At 69.7% G+C, this 18090-nt stretch carries 10 protein-coding genes, 1 tRNA gene and 1 rRNA gene; 1 reads left to right on the top strand and 11 read right to left on the bottom strand.

The genetic code is table 11. From position 1 onward, the window contains the following. Nucleotides 1-66 precede the first annotated feature (66 nt). The 8 genes from ASD48_RS33380 to ASD48_RS33345 form a co-directional block, all read right to left on the bottom strand. The gene (locus tag ASD48_RS33380) at nt 67-447 is read right to left on the bottom strand and encodes a helix-turn-helix transcriptional regulator (protein WP_020125026.1); all 381 of its coding nucleotides are present in this window, start codon (nt 445-447) and stop codon (nt 67-69) included. A gap of 109 nt (nt 448-556) precedes the next feature. After that, nucleotides 557-1102 carry a CinA family protein gene (locus ASD48_RS33375; RefSeq protein ID WP_057605625.1) on the bottom strand — a complete coding sequence of 182 codons (546 nt, stop codon included), beginning with the start codon at nt 1100-1102 and terminating at the stop codon, nt 557-559. After that, nucleotides 1099-1899: a CDP-diacylglycerol--glycerol-3-phosphate 3-phosphatidyltransferase gene (pgsA, locus tag ASD48_RS33370; protein WP_057605624.1), complete on the bottom strand. Its 801-nt coding sequence runs from the start codon at nt 1897-1899 to the stop codon at nt 1099-1101. Before pgsA ends, ASD48_RS33375 begins: the two co-directional genes overlap by 4 nt. Further along, nucleotides 1896-3365, bottom strand: coding sequence for a 30S ribosomal protein S12 methylthiotransferase RimO (rimO, locus tag ASD48_RS33365; RefSeq protein WP_079074130.1), 1470 nt, complete (start codon nt 3363-3365; stop codon nt 1896-1898). The genes pgsA and rimO overlap by 4 nt, the downstream gene beginning before the upstream one ends. Nucleotides 3366-3454: 89 nt before the next feature. Further along, nucleotides 3455-4294 carry a RodZ domain-containing protein gene (locus ASD48_RS33360; protein ID WP_057605622.1) on the bottom strand — a complete coding sequence of 280 codons (840 nt, stop codon included), beginning with the start codon at nt 4292-4294 and terminating at the stop codon, nt 3455-3457. Nucleotides 4295-4549: 255 nt separating this feature from the next. After that, nucleotides 4550-7273: a DNA translocase FtsK gene (locus tag ASD48_RS33355; RefSeq protein ID WP_199876093.1), complete on the bottom strand. Its 2724-nt coding sequence runs from the start codon at nt 7271-7273 to the stop codon at nt 4550-4552. Between the two features lie 164 nt (nt 7274-7437). Beyond that, entirely contained in the window at nt 7438-8127 is a 690-nt protein-coding gene (locus tag ASD48_RS33350) for a response regulator (RefSeq protein ID WP_057605621.1), read from the bottom strand. A 270-nt stretch (nt 8128-8397) separates the two neighbouring features. Then, a complete protein-coding gene (locus ASD48_RS33345) occupies nt 8398-13866 on the bottom strand; it encodes a HAMP domain-containing protein (RefSeq protein WP_107104471.1) in 5469 nt (1822 codons plus the stop codon). Nucleotides 13867-14241: 375 nt separating this feature from the next. On the opposite strand from ASD48_RS33345, the gene ASD48_RS33340 reads away from it, so the two are divergent. Next, entirely contained in the window at nt 14242-16983 is a 2742-nt protein-coding gene (locus ASD48_RS33340; protein ID WP_057605619.1) for a SpoIIE family protein phosphatase, read from the top strand. Nucleotides 16984-17042: 59 nt separating this feature from the next. Here ASD48_RS33340 and ASD48_RS33335 read toward each other — a convergent pair. The 3 genes from ASD48_RS33335 to rrf all read right to left on the bottom strand — a co-directional run bounded on the left by ASD48_RS33335 (nt 17043) and on the right by rrf (nt 18088). Further along, nucleotides 17043-17118 (bottom strand) — tRNA-Thr (locus ASD48_RS33335). Nucleotides 17119-17194: 76 nt separating this feature from the next. Continuing rightward, nucleotides 17195-17857 carry a DegT/DnrJ/EryC1/StrS family aminotransferase gene (locus ASD48_RS33330; RefSeq protein WP_057605617.1) on the bottom strand — a complete coding sequence of 221 codons (663 nt, stop codon included), beginning with the start codon at nt 17855-17857 and terminating at the stop codon, nt 17195-17197. Nucleotides 17858-17971: 114 nt separating this feature from the next. Continuing rightward, nucleotides 17972-18088, bottom strand: a 5S ribosomal RNA gene (rrf, locus tag ASD48_RS33325). Between the last annotated feature and the right edge of the window lie 2 nt (nt 18089-18090).

Here is an 18090-nt window from a genome sequence, read left to right as displayed (position 1 = left end):
ACATGCTTTCCTACGTGCCTGTGTCGCGTCACACGCCCACGCGTCACACGCCCGTGCGCGTGAATGTCACGCGGCGACCACGTCCACCGCCTCGGCGGGGGCCTTGATGGTCACCCGCTCCGGTGGCACACCGGTCACCGACACGGAACCCAGCATCGGACGAACCGACGCCGGTACAGGCTCGCGGGGGGTGGCGGCAGCAGACTGAGCCAGCTCGGCGAGAGCGAGTTCGTCGCTCACTTCCCGCATGAGCTCGGACATCCGTACGTCCAGCGCGTCGCAGATGGCGGAGAGCAGCTCGGAGGAAGCCTCCTTCTGCCCCCGCTCCACCTCGGAGAGATAGCCGAGTGAGACTCGGGCGGACGAGGAGACTTCGCGCAGAGTACGGCCCTGGCGCTGGCGCTGCCGACGCAGCACGTCACCCAGCAGGCGACGGAGCAGAATCATCGGTGGCTCCCTCCTCGGACCGCGTAGCCGCATCCTTCACGCCCCACCGTACCGCCTTGCGCTGCGGCCGTGCGGGGAGCGATGTCGTGTTCACTCAGGGCTGCAAACATCAAAACCCCCCGTTCTGTTCCGTATCCTGTGCCCGCTCATTCCCGGTGTGTTCGCCCGCAAGCTCTGTCAGGAGCAGTGCGAGTACGCTCCGTACACTCTCTCTACGAATTTCCGCCCGGTCGCCGTTCAACCGCAGGGCCTCCACTTTTCCGCCGCCGGCGGAACCGGAGTCCGCCCGGAACGGGCCGTCCACCGCCACGAAAACCGTCCCCACAGGCTGTCCGTCCTGCGGGTCGGGGCCGGCGACGCCGGTGGTCGCGATGCCCCAGTCGGCTCCCAGCGCCTTCCGCACTCCGGCGGCCATCTGGGCCGCGACCTGCGCGTCCACGGCCCCGCGCGCGGCCAGCAGGTCCGCGTCCACCGCGAGCAGCGCGTGCTTGAGATCGGTGGCGTAGGCGGTGACGGAGCCACGGAAGACCTTGGAAGCGCCGGGGACCGAGGTGATCTCCGCCGCGACCAGGCCACCGGTCAGCGATTCGGCCACGGCGAGCGTCACTTCGTTCACCGTGAGTAGTCGCACCACCTCGGTGGCCGGGGAATTCACGCTTGCGTCTCCTCCAACGCGGCCTTGCGCTCGGCGATTCCCTGCCTGCGCAGCACAACGGCCTGCCTTACGTAGTCGAGCCCGGTCACGACCGTCAGGACGACCGCCGCGGCCATCACCCACCACCGCAGGGTGGCCAGCCAGCCCGTCAACGCCAGGACGTACATCCCGACCGCCACGCCCTGGGTGAGCGTCTTCAGCTTGCCGCCCCGGCTCGCGGGGATGACGCCGTACCGGATGACCAGGAAACGCAGGAGCGTGATCCCGAGTTCCCGGCCGAGGATCACGATCGTCACCCACCACGGCAGGTCGCCGAGCGAGGAGAGGCAGATCAGCGCCGCTCCCATGATCGCCTTGTCGGCGATGGGATCGGCGATCTTCCCGAAGTCGGTGACGAGGTTGTACGTCCGCGCGATGTGCCCGTCGAACAGGTCGGTGATCATGGCGATCGCGAAGGCCGCCCAGGCGAACGCGCGCCATGCCGGGTCATAGCCGCCGTCGGCCAGCATCAGCGCGACGAAGCCGGGCACCAGGATCAGCCGAAGCATCGTCAGCAGGTTGGCGATGTTCCAGACGCTCGCCTGGTTGACGGCGGCCGCCGCCAGCTTCGCGCCCCTCGGCGGCCTGCCGGCATCCTCCGGGTCGGCGATCGCGGCCGCATCGGCAGTCGCCTCGGAGGGAGCCACCACGGCGCCCGCCGTAGGTGCGGCCTGCGAAGCCTGGGGACCCTGTGAGGTCTGCGAAGCCGGTGAGGCCTGCGAGGAGCCGCCCGCAGCCGATGCCGGAACACCCGTCATCTGCCCGCCTCCTCGCTACACCCGAACGAGCCCGGCAGGGGCTCGGCCACCAGGTCGACACCTTCCGTGCCGACCACCTTCGCCTCGACCATACGACCGACGCTCAGGTTTCCGCCCGATGTGAGCAGCACCTGTCCGTCCGTCTCCGGAGCCTGGTGCTCCCCGCGGCCGTGCACGCCCTCCTCGTCCACCGACTCGACCAGTACGTGCACCGTCTCGCCGACCCGCTCCTCGGCCCGCTGCGAGACGAGCTCCTCGGCGAGCCGGGAGACCCGGGCGAGCCGCTCGGCCACGACGTCCACGTCGAGCTTGTCGTCGTACGTCGCGGCCTCGGTGCCGTCCTCGTCGGAGTAGCCGAAGACGCCGATCGCGTCGAGGCGCGCGCCGTTCAGGAAGCGCTCCAGCTCGGCCAGGTCGGACTCGGACTCGCCGGGGAAGCCCACGATGAAGTTGGAGCGCACACCCGCCTGGGGCGCCTTGCTCCGGATGGTGTCGAGGAGCTCCAGGAAGCGGTCGGTGTCGCCGAAGCGGCGCATCGCGCGCAGCACGCCGGGCGCCGAGTGCTGGAAGGACAGGTCGAAGTAGGGCGCGATCTTCGGCGTCGAGGTCAGCACGTCGATCAGGCCGGGCCGCATCTCGGCCGGCTGGAGGTAGCTGACCCGCACCCGCTCGATGCCGTCGACCTCCGCCAGCTCGGGCAGCAGCGACTCCAGCAGCCGGATGTCGCCGAGGTCCTTGCCGTAGGAGGTGTTGTTCTCGGAGACCAGCATGACCTCCTTGACACCCTGCTCGGCCAGCCACCGCGTCTCGTTCAGCACGTCGCTCGGCCGCCGCGAGATGAAGGAGCCGCGGAAGGACGGGATGGCGCAGAAGGAGCAGCGCCGGTCGCAGCCGGAGGCGAGCTTGACCGAGGCGACCGGGGCGCCGTCGAGCCGGCGGCGCAGGGGTGCGCGGGGGCCGGAGGCCGGGGCGACACCCTCGGGGAGATCGTTCGGTCCGTGGCCGGGCAGGGCCACCGAGGCGGCCGACTCCTGCCGCTCCGCCGGGCTGATCGGCAGCAGCTTGCGCCGGTCGCGCGGGGTGTGGGAGGCGTGGATGCCGCCGTTCAGGATGGTCTGGAGGCGGTCGGAGATGTCGGAGTAGTCGTCGAAGCCGAGCACCCCGTCGGCCTCGGGCAGGGCGTCGGCGAGTTCCTTGCCGTACCGCTCGGCCATGCAGCCCACGGCCACGACGGCCTGGGTTCTGCCATGCCCCTTGAGGTCGTTGGCCTCCAGGAGGGCGTCGACGGAGTCCTTCTTGGCGGCGTCGACGAAGCCGCAGGTGTTGACGACGGCCACGTCCGCGTCCTCGGCGTCCTCCACGAGCTGCCAGCCGTCCGCCTCCAAACGGCCTGCGAGCTCCTCCGAGTCCACCTCGTTACGGGCGCAGCCAAGGGTGACGAGTGCGACGGTACGGCGTTCAGGCATGGGCTCAAGACTACTTTGTCCCACCGACACCGAACGTCGACGGGGTTGGCGATCTTCGCCAACCCCGTACACCCGAAGGCACGCCTGGCCTATCCGACCTTGGGGTCGCCCTTCGTGTACGTCAGCCGCTCCACGGCGCCGGGCCGGAAGTCGTCGTCGAGCTTCTTGCCGTTGACGTAGAGATCGATCGCGCCGGCGTCACCGAGGACGAGGTTGATCTTCTCGCTGTCCTGGAAGGTCTTGGAGTCGCCCTTCTTGAGGAGCCCGTCGAAGAGCAGCCGGCCGTTGTGGTCCTTGACGGCGACCCAGCTGCGGCCGTCGGTGGCGCTGACCTGGACGGTCACCTTGTCCTGGGGGGCCGCGGCGATGGCGCTGTCGGAGGGCTCCGGCTTCTCGTCGACGGGCTTGTCGGTCTTCGTCGTGGGTGAGGCGGTCTTGCCGGTCGCGGGGGTGGTGCCCTCGGCGACCTGTTCCTTCGACCCGTCGTCGTCGCCGCCCGTGAAGGCGGTGAAGCCGACGAAGCCGACCACGGCGACGATCGCGGCGACCATGGCCGCGGTCCAGTTCGGCCCGCGTCGCTCGGGGCGGATGCGTTCCGCCTCGAAGAGGGGCGCGGCCGGGGTCGGTGCCGGACGGCCGCCGTGGGTGTCGTCGTACCGCTCGATCAGCGGGGCGGGGTCGAGGTGGACGGCCCTGGCCAGGGTCCGGATGTGCCCGCGGGCATAGACGTCCCCGCCACAGGCGGCGAAGTCGTCGGACTCGATGGCGTGGACGATGGCGATGCGGACCCGGGTGGCGGAACTGACGTCATCGACGGTCAGCCCGGCCGTGATACGGGCCTGCTTCAGGGCGCGGCCGATGGAGAAGGGGGCTTCCTCGGACGGGTCTTCGAACGGACGCTCGTCTTCAGGGGAGTTGCCGATGGACACGGGGGCGCCTTTCGAGCGTGTAGCCACCTGTGCTGGAGGTTCAGTCTAGGGGGGGTGCCAAAGGGAGGGGCAACCGGGCGGTACGACTTTGTACGCCATCGGTATGGCCGGTCACACCGATGACGGGCCGGTTACGGCCCCGGCGGGGAGCCGCACCTGTCCTCTCGCTCAACTGGACGTATGCCAAAGGGAAACGGTTGCCCACTGCTCTCTAACGGGTGAGTCACGGCCGGCCGCCCCTTCCCTGACTGACGTCTACCCCCCAGAATCCCCCCGGATCACGGCGAGGACGCCGTCCAACTCGTCCGGCTTCACGAGAACGTCACGCGCCTTGGAACCCTCGCTGGGCCCGACGATGTTCCGCGACTCCATGAGGTCCATCAGCCGGCCGGCCTTCGCGAAGCCGACGCGCAGCTTGCGCTGGAGCATGGACGTCGATCCGAACTGGGTGGAGACCACCAGCTCGGCCGCCTGGCACAGTAGGTCGAGGTCGTCGCCGATGTCCTCGTCGATCTCCTTCTTCTGCTTGGTGCCCACCGTGACGTCGTCCCGGAAGACCGGCGCCATCTGGTCCTTGCAGTGCTGGACGACGGCCGCGACCTCGGCCTCGGTCACGAAGGCACCCTGCATACGGGTCGGCTTGTTCGCGCCCATCGGCAGGAACAGCCCGTCGCCCTTGCCGATGAGTTTCTCGGCGCCGGGCTGGTCGAGGATGACGCGCGAGTCGGCGAGCGAGGAGGTGGCGAAGGCGAGCCGCGAGGGCACGTTCGCCTTGATCAGACCGGTCACGACGTCGACCGACGGGCGCTGGGTGGCGAGCACCAGGTGGATGCCGGCCGCGCGCGCGAGCTGCGTGATCCGCACGATCGAGTCCTCGACGTCACGCGGCGCGACCATCATCAGGTCGGCGAGCTCGTCGACGATCACCAGCAGATAGGGGTACGGCTGAAGCTCGCGCTCGCTGCCCTCGGGCGGCTTGACCTTGCCGTTCCTTATGGCCGCGTTGAAGTCGTCGATGTGCCGGAAGCCGTACGCCGCCAGGTCGTCGTAGCGCAGATCCATCTCCCGCACGACCCACTGCAGGGCCTCGGCGGCCCGCTTCGGGTTGGTGATGATCGGCGTGATCAGGTGGGGGATGCCCTCGTAGGCGGTCAGCTCGACCCGCTTGGGGTCGATCAGGACCAGCCGCACGTCCTCCGGGGTCGCGCGGACCATGATCGACGTGATCAGGCAGTTGATGCAGGACGACTTGCCGGAACCGGTGGCCCCGGCCACCAGGACGTGCGGCATCTTCGCCATGTTGGCCATCACGTAGCCGCCCTCGACGTCCTTGCCGAGCGCCACCAGCATCGGGTGGTCGTCCTCGGCCGCGTCCGCGAGCCGCAGCACGTCGCCGAGGTTGACCATCTCCCGGTCCGTGTTCGGGATCTCGATGCCCACCGCGGACTTGCCGGGGATCGGGCTGATGATCCGCACGTCGGGGCTCGCGACGGCGTACGCGATGTTCTTCGCCAGCGCGGTGATCCGCTCGACCTTCACGGCCGGGCCGAGCTCGATCTCGTAGCGCGTGACCGTCGGCCCGCGCGTGAAGCCCGTCACGGCCGCGTCGACCTTGAACTCGGTGAAGACGTTCGTCAGCGAGGCGACGACGGCGTCGTTGGCCGCGCTGCGCGCCTTGCCGGGCCCGCCCCGCTCCAGGAGGTCGAGCGAGGGCAGCGAGTAGGTGATGTCGCCGGACAGCTGCAGCTGCTCCGCGCGCGGCGGGAGATCGCGTGCCTCCTGGGGGGCCGACTTGGTCAGGTCGGGAACCGCTCCCCCGTCCGTCTTGAGCTTCTGCTGCCTGGGCCGGGAGGCCGGGGCCGGAACGGGCGTCGGCGTGGTCGGCTCGCCGTCGCCGCCGCTCACCCCCTGGGTGAGGTCGGCGACGATCCGCGAGGGCGGCATGCCGTGCAGGACGGCGCCGTCGAGGTCGGCCGCGGCGGCCGCGGCGATGTCCACGGCGTCCAGCCGCCGGTCCATGGCCGGCTGCGGCACCGCGGAGCGCCTGGGGCGGCCGCGCCGCCGCGAGAGCGCCTCCTGCTCGGCGTCCTCGGGGTCGTGCGGCTCGGTGGCGCCCGAGCGCCTGCGGGGGCGCCCAGGCAGCGCCTCGCGCCACTGCTCGTCGTAGCGCTCGTCGTCGTCGAGGTCGTCGTACTCGTCCGCCGCCGGGTCGTGCAGCACACCCAGCCGCACCCCGAGCTGCCGCAGCCGCTGCGGGATGGCGTTGACCGGGGTCGCCGTGACGACGAGCAGCCCGAAGACCGTGAGCAGCACCAGCAGCGGTACGGCGAGCACCTCGCCCATGGTGTACGTCAGCGGGGTCGCCGCGCCCCAGCCGATGAGTCCGCCCGCGTCCCTTATCGCCTGCATGCCGTGGCTGCGGGCGGGCGCGCCGCAGGCGATGTGGACCTGGCCGAGCACACCGATGACGAGCGCGGACAGGCCGATCACGATACGGCCGTTGGCCTCGGGCTTCTCGGGGTGCCGGACGAAGCGCACGGCGATGACCGCCAGCAGGATCGGCACCAGCAGGTCGAGTCGGCCGAAGGAGCCGGTCACCAGGATCTCGACGAGGTCGCCGACAGGACCGCGCAGGTCGGCCCAGGTCCCCGCGGCGACGATCAGCGCGAGGGCGAACAGCAGCAGCGCGACGCCGTCCTTGCGGTGCGCCGGGTCGAGGTTCTTCGCGCCGTTCCCTATGCCGCGGAACACGGCGCCCACGGCGTGCGCCAGTCCGAGCCAGATGGCGCGCACCAGCCGGTAGACGCCTCCCGTGGGACTGGGCGCCGGGGCGGGCACGGGTTTCCTGGCCGCGGCTTTCCTGGCGGGCGCCTTCTTCGCCGGGGCCTTTTTGGCGGCGGCCCGCTTCGCCGGAGCCTTCGCGGGAGCAGCCGCCTTCTTGGCGGGCTGCTTCTTGGCTGCGGACGGACGTGAGGCCATGGGTGTGAGGTTACCGGTGGAGACCACAGCGGACACGTGTGCCCACTGCTTCACCCGTTCGTGTCGCTCTCCCGAAGGCGCGGAACTGACACGTCCGCCTTCGGTGGAGGTGGAACTGACGCGCCCTCATGCACAACTCGATGCGTCGCACGCGTCAGTTCCGTTCAGTTCGGCGACGGCAACGCGGCCGTGCCGCCGCCGGTGCCCGGCTCCAGGGCGTCCAGCGCCCTGCGCAGACCGGTGAGTTTGCGCTCCAGGTGCGCCGCCGTGGCCACCGCCGCCGCGTCGGCGGACTCGTCGTCCAACTGCTTGGACAGGGCCTCGGCCTGCTCCTCGACGGCCGCGAGCCGAGCGGAGAGCTCCGCGAGCAGACCCGCGGACTCCTTGACGCCACCGCCCGCGGCGGCCTTGCCGCCACCGCCCTCCAACTGCAACCGCAGCAGCGCCGCCTGTTCGCGCAGCTGGCAGTTCTTCATGTAGAGCTCGACGAACACCGAGACCTTCGCACGCAGCACCCACGGGTCGAACGGCTTGGAGATGTAGTCCACCGCACCCGCCGCGTACCCGCGGAAGGTGTGGTGCGGCCCGTGGTTGATCGCGGTGAGGAAGATGATCGGGATGTCCCTGGTCCGCTCCCGCCGCTTGATGTGCGCGGCCGTCTCGAAGCCGTCCATTCCCGGCATCTGAACATCCAGCAGAATGACCGCGAAGTCGTCCGTCAGCAGTGCTTTCAGCGCCTCTTCCCCGGACGATGCCCGCACCAGCGTCTGATCGAGCGCAGAGAGGATCGCCTCCAGCGCCAGCAGATTCTCCGGCCGGTCATCGACCAGGAGGATCTTGGCCTTCTGCACCATGGCCCGCCCTCCTCGCCCCGGCAGTGCACCGGGCGCCGCCCCTGGGGACGACTCCTTTGCGCCGCCCTTCCTTGTGCCGGTCATGGTAGCCGCACCCCGACCGTCGCCACACCCTGTCACCGTGATGTCACTGTGCACGTAGCAGGAACGCAGCGGAAGACCAGAAGGTTCCCCGAATTCCGCCCCGCTACACGACAGCGGACACCCTGAGTCAGCAACTCCGGGCGCCTCCCGAAGGTTCCCGTCACGCCGCAGGTCCCCTCGTCCGTCTCACTCGTCCCGCATCCACTGCCGCATCACCGACAGCAGGTGATCGGGATCGACCGGCTTGGTCACGTAGTCGGAGGCACCCGACTCGATCGCCTTCTCCCGGTCGCCCTTCATCGCCTTCGCGGTCAGCGCGATGATCGGCAGCCCGGAGAACTGCGGCATCCTGCGGATGGCCGTGGTCGTCGCGTAGCCGTCCATCTCGGGCATCATGATGTCCATCAGGACGACCGCCACGTCGTCGTGCTGCTCGAGCACCTCGATGCCCTCACGGCCGTTCTCCGCGTACAGCACCGACAGGCCGTGCTGTTCCAGGACGCTGGTCAGCGCGAACACGTTGCGGATGTCGTCGTCGACGATCAGCACCTTCTCGCCGCCGAACCGGATGCCCCCGCGCGCGTGCGCCGACGTCTCCTGCGCCCGGGCCGGCCACTGCTCCGGGCGTCCCACCTGCTCGCCGCCGCTCACCAGCCGGCGCCGCCGCCGGAAGAGAGCCGCGGGCCCGTTCTGCGCGTCCTGGTACGACCGCACCTCGGCCGGCGTCTCGATCTCCACGTCGGACAGCTCCGACAGCTCGCGCGCCCCGTTCTCCGAGGCCACCAGGTCACCCGCCTCCAGGGCGGGCACCACCTGCTGGTAGCCCTGCGGAGGCAGCTCGCTGGGGTGCAGCGGCAGATACAGCGTGAACGTCGAGCCACGGCCCGTCTCGCTCTGCGCGTGGATCTCACCGCCGAGCAACTGCGCGATCTCCCGCGAGATCGACAGCCCGAGGCCGGTACCGCCGTACTTGCGACTGGTCGTGCCGTCGGCCTGCTTGAACGCCTCGAAGATCACCCGCATCTTGCTCGCGGCGATCCCGATACCGGTGTCGGTCACCGAGAACGCGATCAGCGGCGCGTCCGCGTCGGTCAGCGAACCGGCCTCCAGCAACTGCTCCCGGATCGCCACCGGCACCTCCGCCCCGGCCGGCCGGATGACCAGCTCGACCGACCCGGAATCGGTGAACTTCACCGCGTTGGACAGCAGGTTGCGCAGCACCTGGAGCAGCCGCTGCTCGTCGGTGTGCAGCGTGGCCGGCAGCTCCGGCGACACCCGCACGGACAGGTCGAGGCCCTTCTCCGCCGTCAGCGGACGGAAGGTGGCCTCCACGTAGTCGACCAGCTGGACGAGCGCGATACGCGTCGGCGAGACGTCCATCTTGCCCGCCTCGACCTTCGACAGGTCGAGGATGTCGTTGATCAGCTGGAGCAGGTCGGAGCCCGCGCCGTGGATCGTCTCGGCGAACTCGACCTGCTTCGGCGTCAGATTGGTGTCCGCGTTGTCGGCGAGCAACTTGGCCAGGATCAGCAGCGAGTTGAGCGGTGTGCGCAGCTCGTGCGACATGTTGGCGAGGAACTCGCTCTTGTACCGCATCGACACCGCGAGTTGCTCGGCACGCTCCTCCAGGACCTGCCGCGCCTCCTCGATCTCGGTGTTCTTCACCTCGATGTCGCGGTTCTGCTGGGCCAGCAGCTCGGCCTTCTCCTCCAGTTCGGCGTTGGACGCCTGGAGGGCCTTCTGCCGCTGCTCCAACTCGGCCGACCGTTCGCGCAGTTGCTCGGTCAGCTCCTGCGACTGCTTCAGCAGCTGCTCCGTCTTGGTGTTGACGGAGATCGTGTTGACGCTGGTCGCGATCATCTCGGCCAGCTGGTTCAGGAAGTCCTTCTGGATCTGCGTGAACGGCGTGAACGACGCCAGCTCGATCACCCCGAGCACCTGGCCCTCGAACAGCACCGGCAACACGATCACCTGCGCGGGCGGCGCCTCACCGAGCCCCGAGGAGATCTTCAGATAGCCGCTCGGGGCGTTCGCGACGAGAATCGTCCGCTTCTCCTCCGCCGCCGTCCCGACCAGCGCCTCACCGGGCCGGAACGACGTCGGCATGGAGCCCATCGAGTAGCCGTACGAGCCCAGCATCCGCAGCTCGTACAGGTCCGTGCCGCCTTCGGCCGGCGGCATCGCCAGGAAGAACGCGCCGTGCTGCGCGGCCACCAGGGGCGGCAGCTCGCTCATGATCAGCGAGGCCACGTCCTGGAGGTCGCGGCGGCCCTGCATCAGGGCGGACACGCGCGCGAGGTTGCCCTTGAGCCAGTCCTGCTCCTTGTTGGCGATCGTGGTGTCGCGCAGGTTGGCGATCATCTTGTTGATGTAGTCCTGGAGTTCCTGGATCTCCCCGGACGCGTCCACGTCGATCTTCAGGTTCAGGTCACCGCGGGTCACCGCGGTCGCCACGCGCGCGATGGCACGTACCTGCCGGGTCAGGTTCCCGGCCATCTCGTTCACGGACTCGGTCAGGTCGCGCCAGGTGCCGTCGACGTCACGCACGCGTGCCTGGCCGCCCAGCTGCCCCTCGGTGCCCACCTCGCGGGCCACCCGGGTGACCTCCTCGGCGAACGACGACAGCTGGTCGACCATCGTGTTGATGGTCGTCTTCAGCTCGAGGATCTCCCCGCGCGCGTCGATGTCGATCTTCTTCGTCAGGTCACCCTTGGCGATGGCGGTCGTGACCATCGCGATGTTGCGCACCTGACCGGTCAGGTTGGACGCCATCCCGTTCACCGAGTCGGTGAGGTCCTTCCACGTGCCCGCCACACCCGGCACATGCGCCTGCCCGCCCAGGATGCCGTCCGTACCCACCTCACGGGCCACCTTGGTGACCTGCTCGGCGAACGAGCTCAGCGTCTTCACCATGGTGTTGAACGTGTCGGCGAGCTGCTGGACCTCACCACGCGCCTCGATCGTCACCTGCCGCGTCAGGTCGCCGTTGGCGACGGCCGCCGCGACCTGGGAGATGTTGCGCACCTGCATGGTCAGGTTCTTGGCCATCAGGTTGACGTTGCCGCTGAGGTCCTTCCAGATGCCCGTGACCCCCGGCACGTGCGCCTGGCCGCCCAGGATGCCCTCGGTGCCCACCTCGCGGGCCACCCGGGTCACCTGCTCGGCGAACGAGGACAGCTGGTCCACCATCGTGTTCACGGTGGTGACGAGCTCCAGGATCTCGCCCTTGGCGTCGACCGTGATCTTCTTCGACAGGTCGCCCTTGGCGACCGCGGTCGTGACCTCGGCGATCTGACGCACCTGGATCGTCAGGTTGTTCGCCATGAAGTTCACCGACTGGGTGAGGTCCTTCCAGGTGCCGGAGACACCCTGCACCTCGGCCTGTCCGCCGAGCTGCCCCTCCGTACCCACCTCGCGGGCGACCCGCGTGACCTCCTGCGCGAACGACGACAGCTGGTCGACCATCGTGTTCAGCGTGTTCTTCAGCTCGAGGATCTCCCCGCGCGCGTCCACGGTGATCTTCTGCGACAGGTCACCGCGGGCCACGGCGGTGGCGACCTGCGCGATGTTGCGCACCTGCGCGGTGAGGTTGCCGGCCATGCCGTTCACCGAGTCCGTCAGGTCCCGCCACACACCGGCCACGCCGGGCACCTGCGCCTGCCCGCCCAGCCGGCCCTCGGTACCCACGTCCCGCGCCACCCGGGTCACCTGGTCGGCGAAGGCCGAGAGCTGGTCGACCATCGTGTTGATGGTGTTCTTCAGCTCGAGGATCTCCCCGCGCGCGTCCACGTCGATCTTCTGCGACAGGTCACCCCGGGCCACGGCCGTCGTCACCTGCGCGATGTTGCGCACCTGGGAGGTCAGGTTCCCGGCCATCGAGTTGACGGAGTCCGTCAGCTCCTTCCAGGTGCCCGACACACCGTCCACCCGGGCCTGACCGCCCAGCCGGCCTTCGGTGCCCACGTCCCGGGCCATCCGGGTCACCTGGTCGGCGAACGACGACAGCTGGTCCACCATCGTGTTCACGGTGTTCTTCAGCTGGGCCATCTCGCCGGAGACGTCCACCGTGACCTTCTGCGACAGATCACCGTTGGCCACGGCCGTGGTGACCTGCGCGATGTTCCTCACCTGTCCGGTGAGATTCCGGAACGCCGTGTTGACGGAGTCCGTCAGGTCCTTCCAGGTACCCGCAGCGCCCGACACCTGCGCCTGACCGCCCAGCTCACCCTCGACCCCGATCTCCCGCGCCACGCGCGTCACCTCGGCGCCGAAGGCCGACAGTTGGTCGACCATCCCGTTGACGGTGTTCTTCAGCTCCAGCATCTCGCCGGCCACGTCCACCGTGACCTTCTGCGACAGATCTCCGCTGGCCACGGCCGTCGTCACGGCCGCGATGTCCCGCACCTGCGTGGTGAGGTTCCTGAAGACGGTGTTGACGGAGTCCGTCAGGTCCTTCCAGGTACCCGCAGCGCCCGGCACGTTCGCCTGGCCGCCCAGCTGGCCCGCGGCCCCCACCTCGTTGGCCACGCGCGTGACCTCGTCCGCGAAGGTCCGCAGCGTCTCGGTCATCTGGTTGATCGTGTCCGCGAGCTGCGCGACCTCACCGCGCGCCGACACCGTCACCTTCTGCGACAGGTCACCGTTGGCGACCGCCGTCGTCACTTCCGCGATCCCGCGCACCTGGGCCGTCAGGTTCCCGGCCATGGTGTTCACCGAATCGGTGAGCTCCTTCCACACGCCGTCCACGCCGGACACCTGCGCCTGGCCGCCTAGGATGCCCTCGGTACCCACCTCGCGGGCGACCCGGGTGACCTCGACCGAGAACGCCGAGAGCTGGTCCACCATCGTGTTGACGGTGTTCTTCAGCTCAAGCATCTCGCCCTCGACGTGAACCGTCACCTTCCGGGACAGATCACCCTTGGCCACGGCCGTCGTCACCAGCGCGATGTCCCGCACCTGCGCCGTCAGCCGGTACGCCATCGTGTTGACGGACTCGGTGAGGTCCTTCCACGAACCGGACATCCCGCGCACCTGGGCCTGACCGCCCAGCTTGCCCTCGGTCCCCACCTCACTGGCCACACGCGTGACCTCGTCGGTGAAAGTGGAGAGCTGGTCCACGAGGTTGTTGACCGTCCGCCCGACCTTCAGGAACTCGCCGCGCAGCGGATGCCCGGTCCCCGTCCCCTCCGGCGTGTGCGTCCTGAGCTCCATCCGCGGCGACAGATCGCCCTCGGCGACCGCCGACAGCACCCGCCCGACCTCGGAAACAGGCCGTACGAGGTCGTCGACCAGCGCGTTCGAGTTGTCGACCGCCGTCGCCCAGGACCCCTCGCAGGCGCCCGTCTCCAGGCGCTCGGTGAGCTTGCCCTCACGTCCCACCATGCGCCGGACCCGCGACAGCTCACCCGTGAGATGCAGATTCCGGTCCGCGACCTCGTTGAACACGGCCGCGATCTCCGACATCACGCCGTCGCCGGACACCGTGAGCCGCTTGCGGAAATTGCCGTCCCGCATGGAACCGAGGGCTCCCAGCAGCCGGTCCAGGGCCGCCGTGTCCACGACGGTCGTCCCGCCGCGTGGTGTACGCGGCCTGCTCAGAGACTGTCCGCCTTTCGCGCGCGTCTTAGTGCCCCGCGTCGCTGCGCCAGACTCCACTTGTCCCTCCCACAGGGATCGACCGTTACCGCTGTGCCTGGGTGCTACTGCTCGCCCTACCTGTCACCACTCGGTATTCCGCCCGATGAAACCAGGCGGACCCGGGAGGCTGCTGCCCCCTGTACTCAGAAGACACCCAGTCTGCCCGGACCTTCACAAGAAGCTTGCCCAGTGTTTCACCCTTGCCGAACCAGGCCATAACAGTTCGGCAGCTTCGCACATCGTCCGCACACCCTCGGGCGGAAACACTGGCGACCGGCATCCGTAGGGGCCGGGAAGGTAAGTAACCTTGCATGCGGCTGTCCAGCCACGCCGGTCCGACCGGCCTGGGCGGTGGCACGAGCACGAGCGGGCATCGGAGGGGCGGCCGCACACATGACCACCGGACTGATCCCGGGGGGACAGACCCCGGACCCCCGGCCTTCCAGCACGCGCCCGCCCCATCAGCGAGGCGACCTGTCCGGCCAGGGAGCCCTGCACGTCGACGACCGGCCGAGGAGTTCAGTGATCACCGCGCGCGCGGCTGCCAGCTTCGAGCCCGTCGGGAGATCGGTGGCGACCGCCCGCGCCTTCGTCCGCGACACCCTCCAGGGCTGGGGCTTCGCCGACATCATCGACGACGCCGTGGTCCTCACCAGCGAACTGGTGACCAACGCCGTCGTCCACGCGGGCACCCACGCCGACGTCCTGTGTCTGCGCAGCGCCGACGGCGTACGCGTCGAGGTGTCCGACCGGTATCCCGAACGTGAGATCCCTCTCCAGGGTTCCCTCGCCACCATGGGCAGCCCGGACCGCGAAGGCGGCCGCGGCCTCCAACTCTGCGCGGCCATCGCCGGCCGCTGGGGCGTCGAGTACACCCCCACCCACAAACAGGTCTGGTTCCAGCTCGACCTCCCCGACCGCCCGGTCGGCACCCGCACGGCAGGACCGTCCCTCCCGGCCGACCTCCTCCCGCTCGCCGACAGCCGGGTGCGTGTGGCGGTCGTCCAGATCGACCGCACGGGCGCCATCTCGGCCTGGAACGAGGACGCCGAGGAACTCTTCGGCTACTCGGCCGACCAGGTCACCGGCAAGCCCCTCACCGACCTCGCCGCCTGGCCGCACACGCCCGGCACCAGCACCGGCATCGTCGAGGCCCTCCAGCTCTCCCGCTGGGAGGGCAGCTACGGCATCCGCGGCGCCAACGGCCGGGTCACGCCCGTGTACGCCTCCCACCTCCGCGTCCGCGACACCGACGGCGAGCCCTCCACGGTCTGCCTGCTCGTCCGCGACCACGAGCGCGCGGTCCTCCAGACCCCGTCGCGCGGCCCGGCCACCGACCCGGCCACCACCTCGGACGGCCAGAACACCGATCCCTTCGAGGTGTTCATCGGCTCCCCGGCCCCGGACGACCTCGACGGCCTCCTCCAGCGCACGGTGGAGCGCGCCCGCGACATGCTCGACGGCGACTCCGCCTTCCTCCTCCTGGCCACCGACGACGAGACGGAACTGGAGGTCCGCGCCTCCACGGGCCTGCCCTCCGCCCGCCAGCGCTTCGCGCGCGTGCCCGTCGAGGCGGGCCCCGGCCGCTACGGCTCGGCCCGCATGCCGGCCGTCCACGAGGATCTCCTGGCCGTCCCCGGCGCCGTACCCCTGCTGAACGGCACGGGCATGCGCTCGGTCGTCACGGTCCCGCTGAAGGTCGAGGGCCGGCTGACGGGCTCACTCGGCGTCGCGGCGGAGGCTTCCGGCCGCTACTCCAACGAGGAGGCGCTCCGGCTCCAGTTCGCGGCCGACCGCATCGCCCTGGCCGTGGAGTCGGCCCGCCTCGGCGAGCTGGAACGCCTGCGCCGAGGCTCCCTCAGCTTCCTCGTCGAGGCCTCCGACCTCCTCGCGGGCACCCTGGACCGCGACCAGACCCTGGCCCTGATGGCCCAGATGACGGTGCCGACCCTCGCCACCTGGTGCGCGGTCTACACGATCGCCGACCAGGCCTCCGACCCCTACCTGTCCTACGTCCTGCACGAGGACGAGGAGTTCATCGACGGCATCAAGTCACTGCTCTCGAAGATCGCACCGCCCGACCCGGTCCCCACCCCCGGCGCCCGCGTCTGGGCGGCCCCGGCCGCCGCGGCCCACGACGCGGCCCTGCGCAGCTCCATGCGCAGCCTGGGCCTGACCGGCGGCCCGAACCACCAGGTGGCCTCCGGCATCGGCCCCACGCTCGCCACCGCCTCGGCGGTGGGCGGCGAGACGGTCGTGCTCCCCCTGGTCGCCCGCAACCGCGTCATCGGCATGCTGACCCTGGGCAAGCCCACCGACGAACACTTCCGCCAGGAAATCCTGGAACTGGCCGAGGACTTGAGCCGCCGGGCGGCCCTCGCCCTCGACAACGCCCGCCTCTACTCCGAGCGCACGGCGATCAGCCAGGCCCTCCAGCGCAGCCTGCTGCCCCCTGAGCTCCCCGAGATCGACGGTGTCGAGGTCGAGGTCATCTACCGCGCGGCCGGCGAGGGCAACGAGGTCGGCGGTGACTTCTACGACGTGTTCCCCATCAGCGACGGCGCGTACGGCTTCGCCATCGGCGATGTCTGCGGCACGGGCCCGAACGCGGCGGCCGTGACCGGCCTGGCCCGCCACGCCCTGCGCCTCCTGGCTCGTGAGGGACTCAGCGGCCCGGCCGTCCTGGAGCGCCTCAACTCGGCCATCCTCGACGAGGGTGCCCGCAGCCGCTTCCTGACCCTCCTCTACGGCGAGATGCGTCCGCAGGAGGACGGCAGCGCCGAGCTGAAGGTGGTCTGCGCCGGCCACCCGCTCCCCCTGCGCCTGCGCCAGGACGGCACCGTCGAGGCGGCCGCCGAACCGCAGCCGCTGCTGGGCGTCATGGAGGACCTGGAGCTCTACGAGCAGACGGTCACCCTCGACCCGGGCGACGTCCTTCTGTGCGTCACGGACGGCGTCACCGAGCGCCGTGAGGGCACCCGCATGCTGGGCGACGACGGCCTCGCCGACGTCCTCACCACCTGCACCGGTCTCACGGCCGGCGCGGTCGCGGCCCGCATCATGCGCGCGGTGGAACGCTTCGCGTCCGACGCTCCGTCCGACGACATGGCGATCCTGGCCATGCGGGTGGCGTGAGAAAAGAGTCCGCAGGGCATGCAGAAAGCCCCCGCCCGGAAGGGCGGGGGCTTTTTCTCTGGAGCCCTCTAACGGAATCGAACCGTTGACCTTCTCCTTACCATGGAGACGCTCTACCGACTGAGCTAAGAGGGCCGGTCGCCTTTTCGAGGTTTCCCTCGCGGCAACAGAACAGATCGTACCCCGAACTGGCCCGTGTTCCCAAACTCGTTCAGAAGGCGGGTTGAAGCAGTCCGCCGAGCGCGTTGCAGGCGGACACGATCCGCTGCATGTCCCGCTTCGTCAACGAGGCGTCCACCGGCAGAGCGAGGGTCTCGTCCGCCGCGAGTTCGGTCTCCGGCAGCGACACACACCGCCGGAACTCGGGCAGCCGGTGCACCGGAGTCTTCACCGGCACCCGGCACTCGACTCCCTTTCCCCGCAAGGCGCGCGCGAAGGCATCCCGGTCGGGCCGGCCGTTGCCCGGTACCCGCACGACGTACTGCTGATACGTGTGTCCGTCCCCGCCGTCCGGCATGCGCACCCCACGCAACCGTCCGTCCAGGTAGGCCGCCCGCTCCCGACGCTGCGCGATCTCGTCGTACGGCGCCTCGGACTCTCCCTGTTCCAACACCAGCAGCCCGTGCCGCTGCCCCACTCCGTGCAACCGCCCGACCTCCGCCGGCCGGCCGAAGCGGTGCACGACAACAACCGCCGCGGTGCGCGGAGTTACGACCGCTGCGACGGCAGCGGGGTCCAGGCAGTACGTCACGGGATCCACGTCGGCGAACACCGGAAGCGCACCCACCAGGGCGACTGCTTCGGCGACTTCCACATTCCCGAAGGCCGGCACGACGACCTCGTCACCGACTCCGACGCCTGCGGCCCTGAGCATTGCGGCAGTACCCATGCCGTGGATGCTGAAGGCGGAACATGAACTTCAAGTGGCCGAAAACAAAAAAGGGTTGGTCCCTGAACCGAAGTTCAGGGACCAACCCTTTGAATGATTGTTCGGCGGTGTCCTACTCTCCCACAGGGTCCCCCCTGCAGTACCATCGGCGCTGTAAGGCTTAGCTTCCGGGTTCGGAATGTAACCGGGCGTTTCCCTCACGCTATGACCACCGAAAC

Origin of the sequence: Streptomyces sp. Root1310, from assembly GCF_001426425.1 — a bacterium.
Taxonomy (GTDB): Bacteria; Actinomycetota; Actinomycetes; order Streptomycetales; family Streptomycetaceae; genus Streptomyces.
The sequence above is the reverse complement of the archived record's forward strand: the minus strand, read 5'-3'. Positions and strand labels throughout refer to the sequence as shown.

What these genes read in the sequence shown, in the direction of transcription:
- rimO (WP_079074130.1), bottom strand. Translation starts at nt 3,365, where the DNA reads ATGCCTGAACGCCGTACCGTCGCACTCGTCACCCTTGGCTGCGCCCGT.
- ASD48_RS33355 (WP_199876093.1), bottom strand. Translation starts at nt 7,273, where the DNA reads ATGGCCTCACGTCCGTCCGCAGCCAAGAAGCAGCCCGCCAAGAAGGCG.
- ASD48_RS33340 (WP_057605619.1), top strand. Translation starts at nt 14,242, where the DNA reads ATGACCACCGGACTGATCCCGGGGGGACAGACCCCGGACCCCCGGCCT.
- ASD48_RS33350 (WP_057605621.1), bottom strand. Translation starts at nt 8,127, where the DNA reads ATGGTGCAGAAGGCCAAGATCCTCCTGGTCGATGACCGGCCGGAGAAT.
- ASD48_RS33380 (WP_020125026.1), bottom strand. Translation starts at nt 447, where the DNA reads ATGATTCTGCTCCGTCGCCTGCTGGGTGACGTGCTGCGTCGGCAGCGC.
- pgsA (WP_057605624.1), bottom strand. Translation starts at nt 1,899, where the DNA reads ATGACGGGTGTTCCGGCATCGGCTGCGGGCGGCTCCTCGCAGGCCTCA.
- ASD48_RS33330 (WP_057605617.1), bottom strand. Translation starts at nt 17,857, where the DNA reads ATGCTCAGGGCCGCAGGCGTCGGAGTCGGTGACGAGGTCGTCGTGCCG.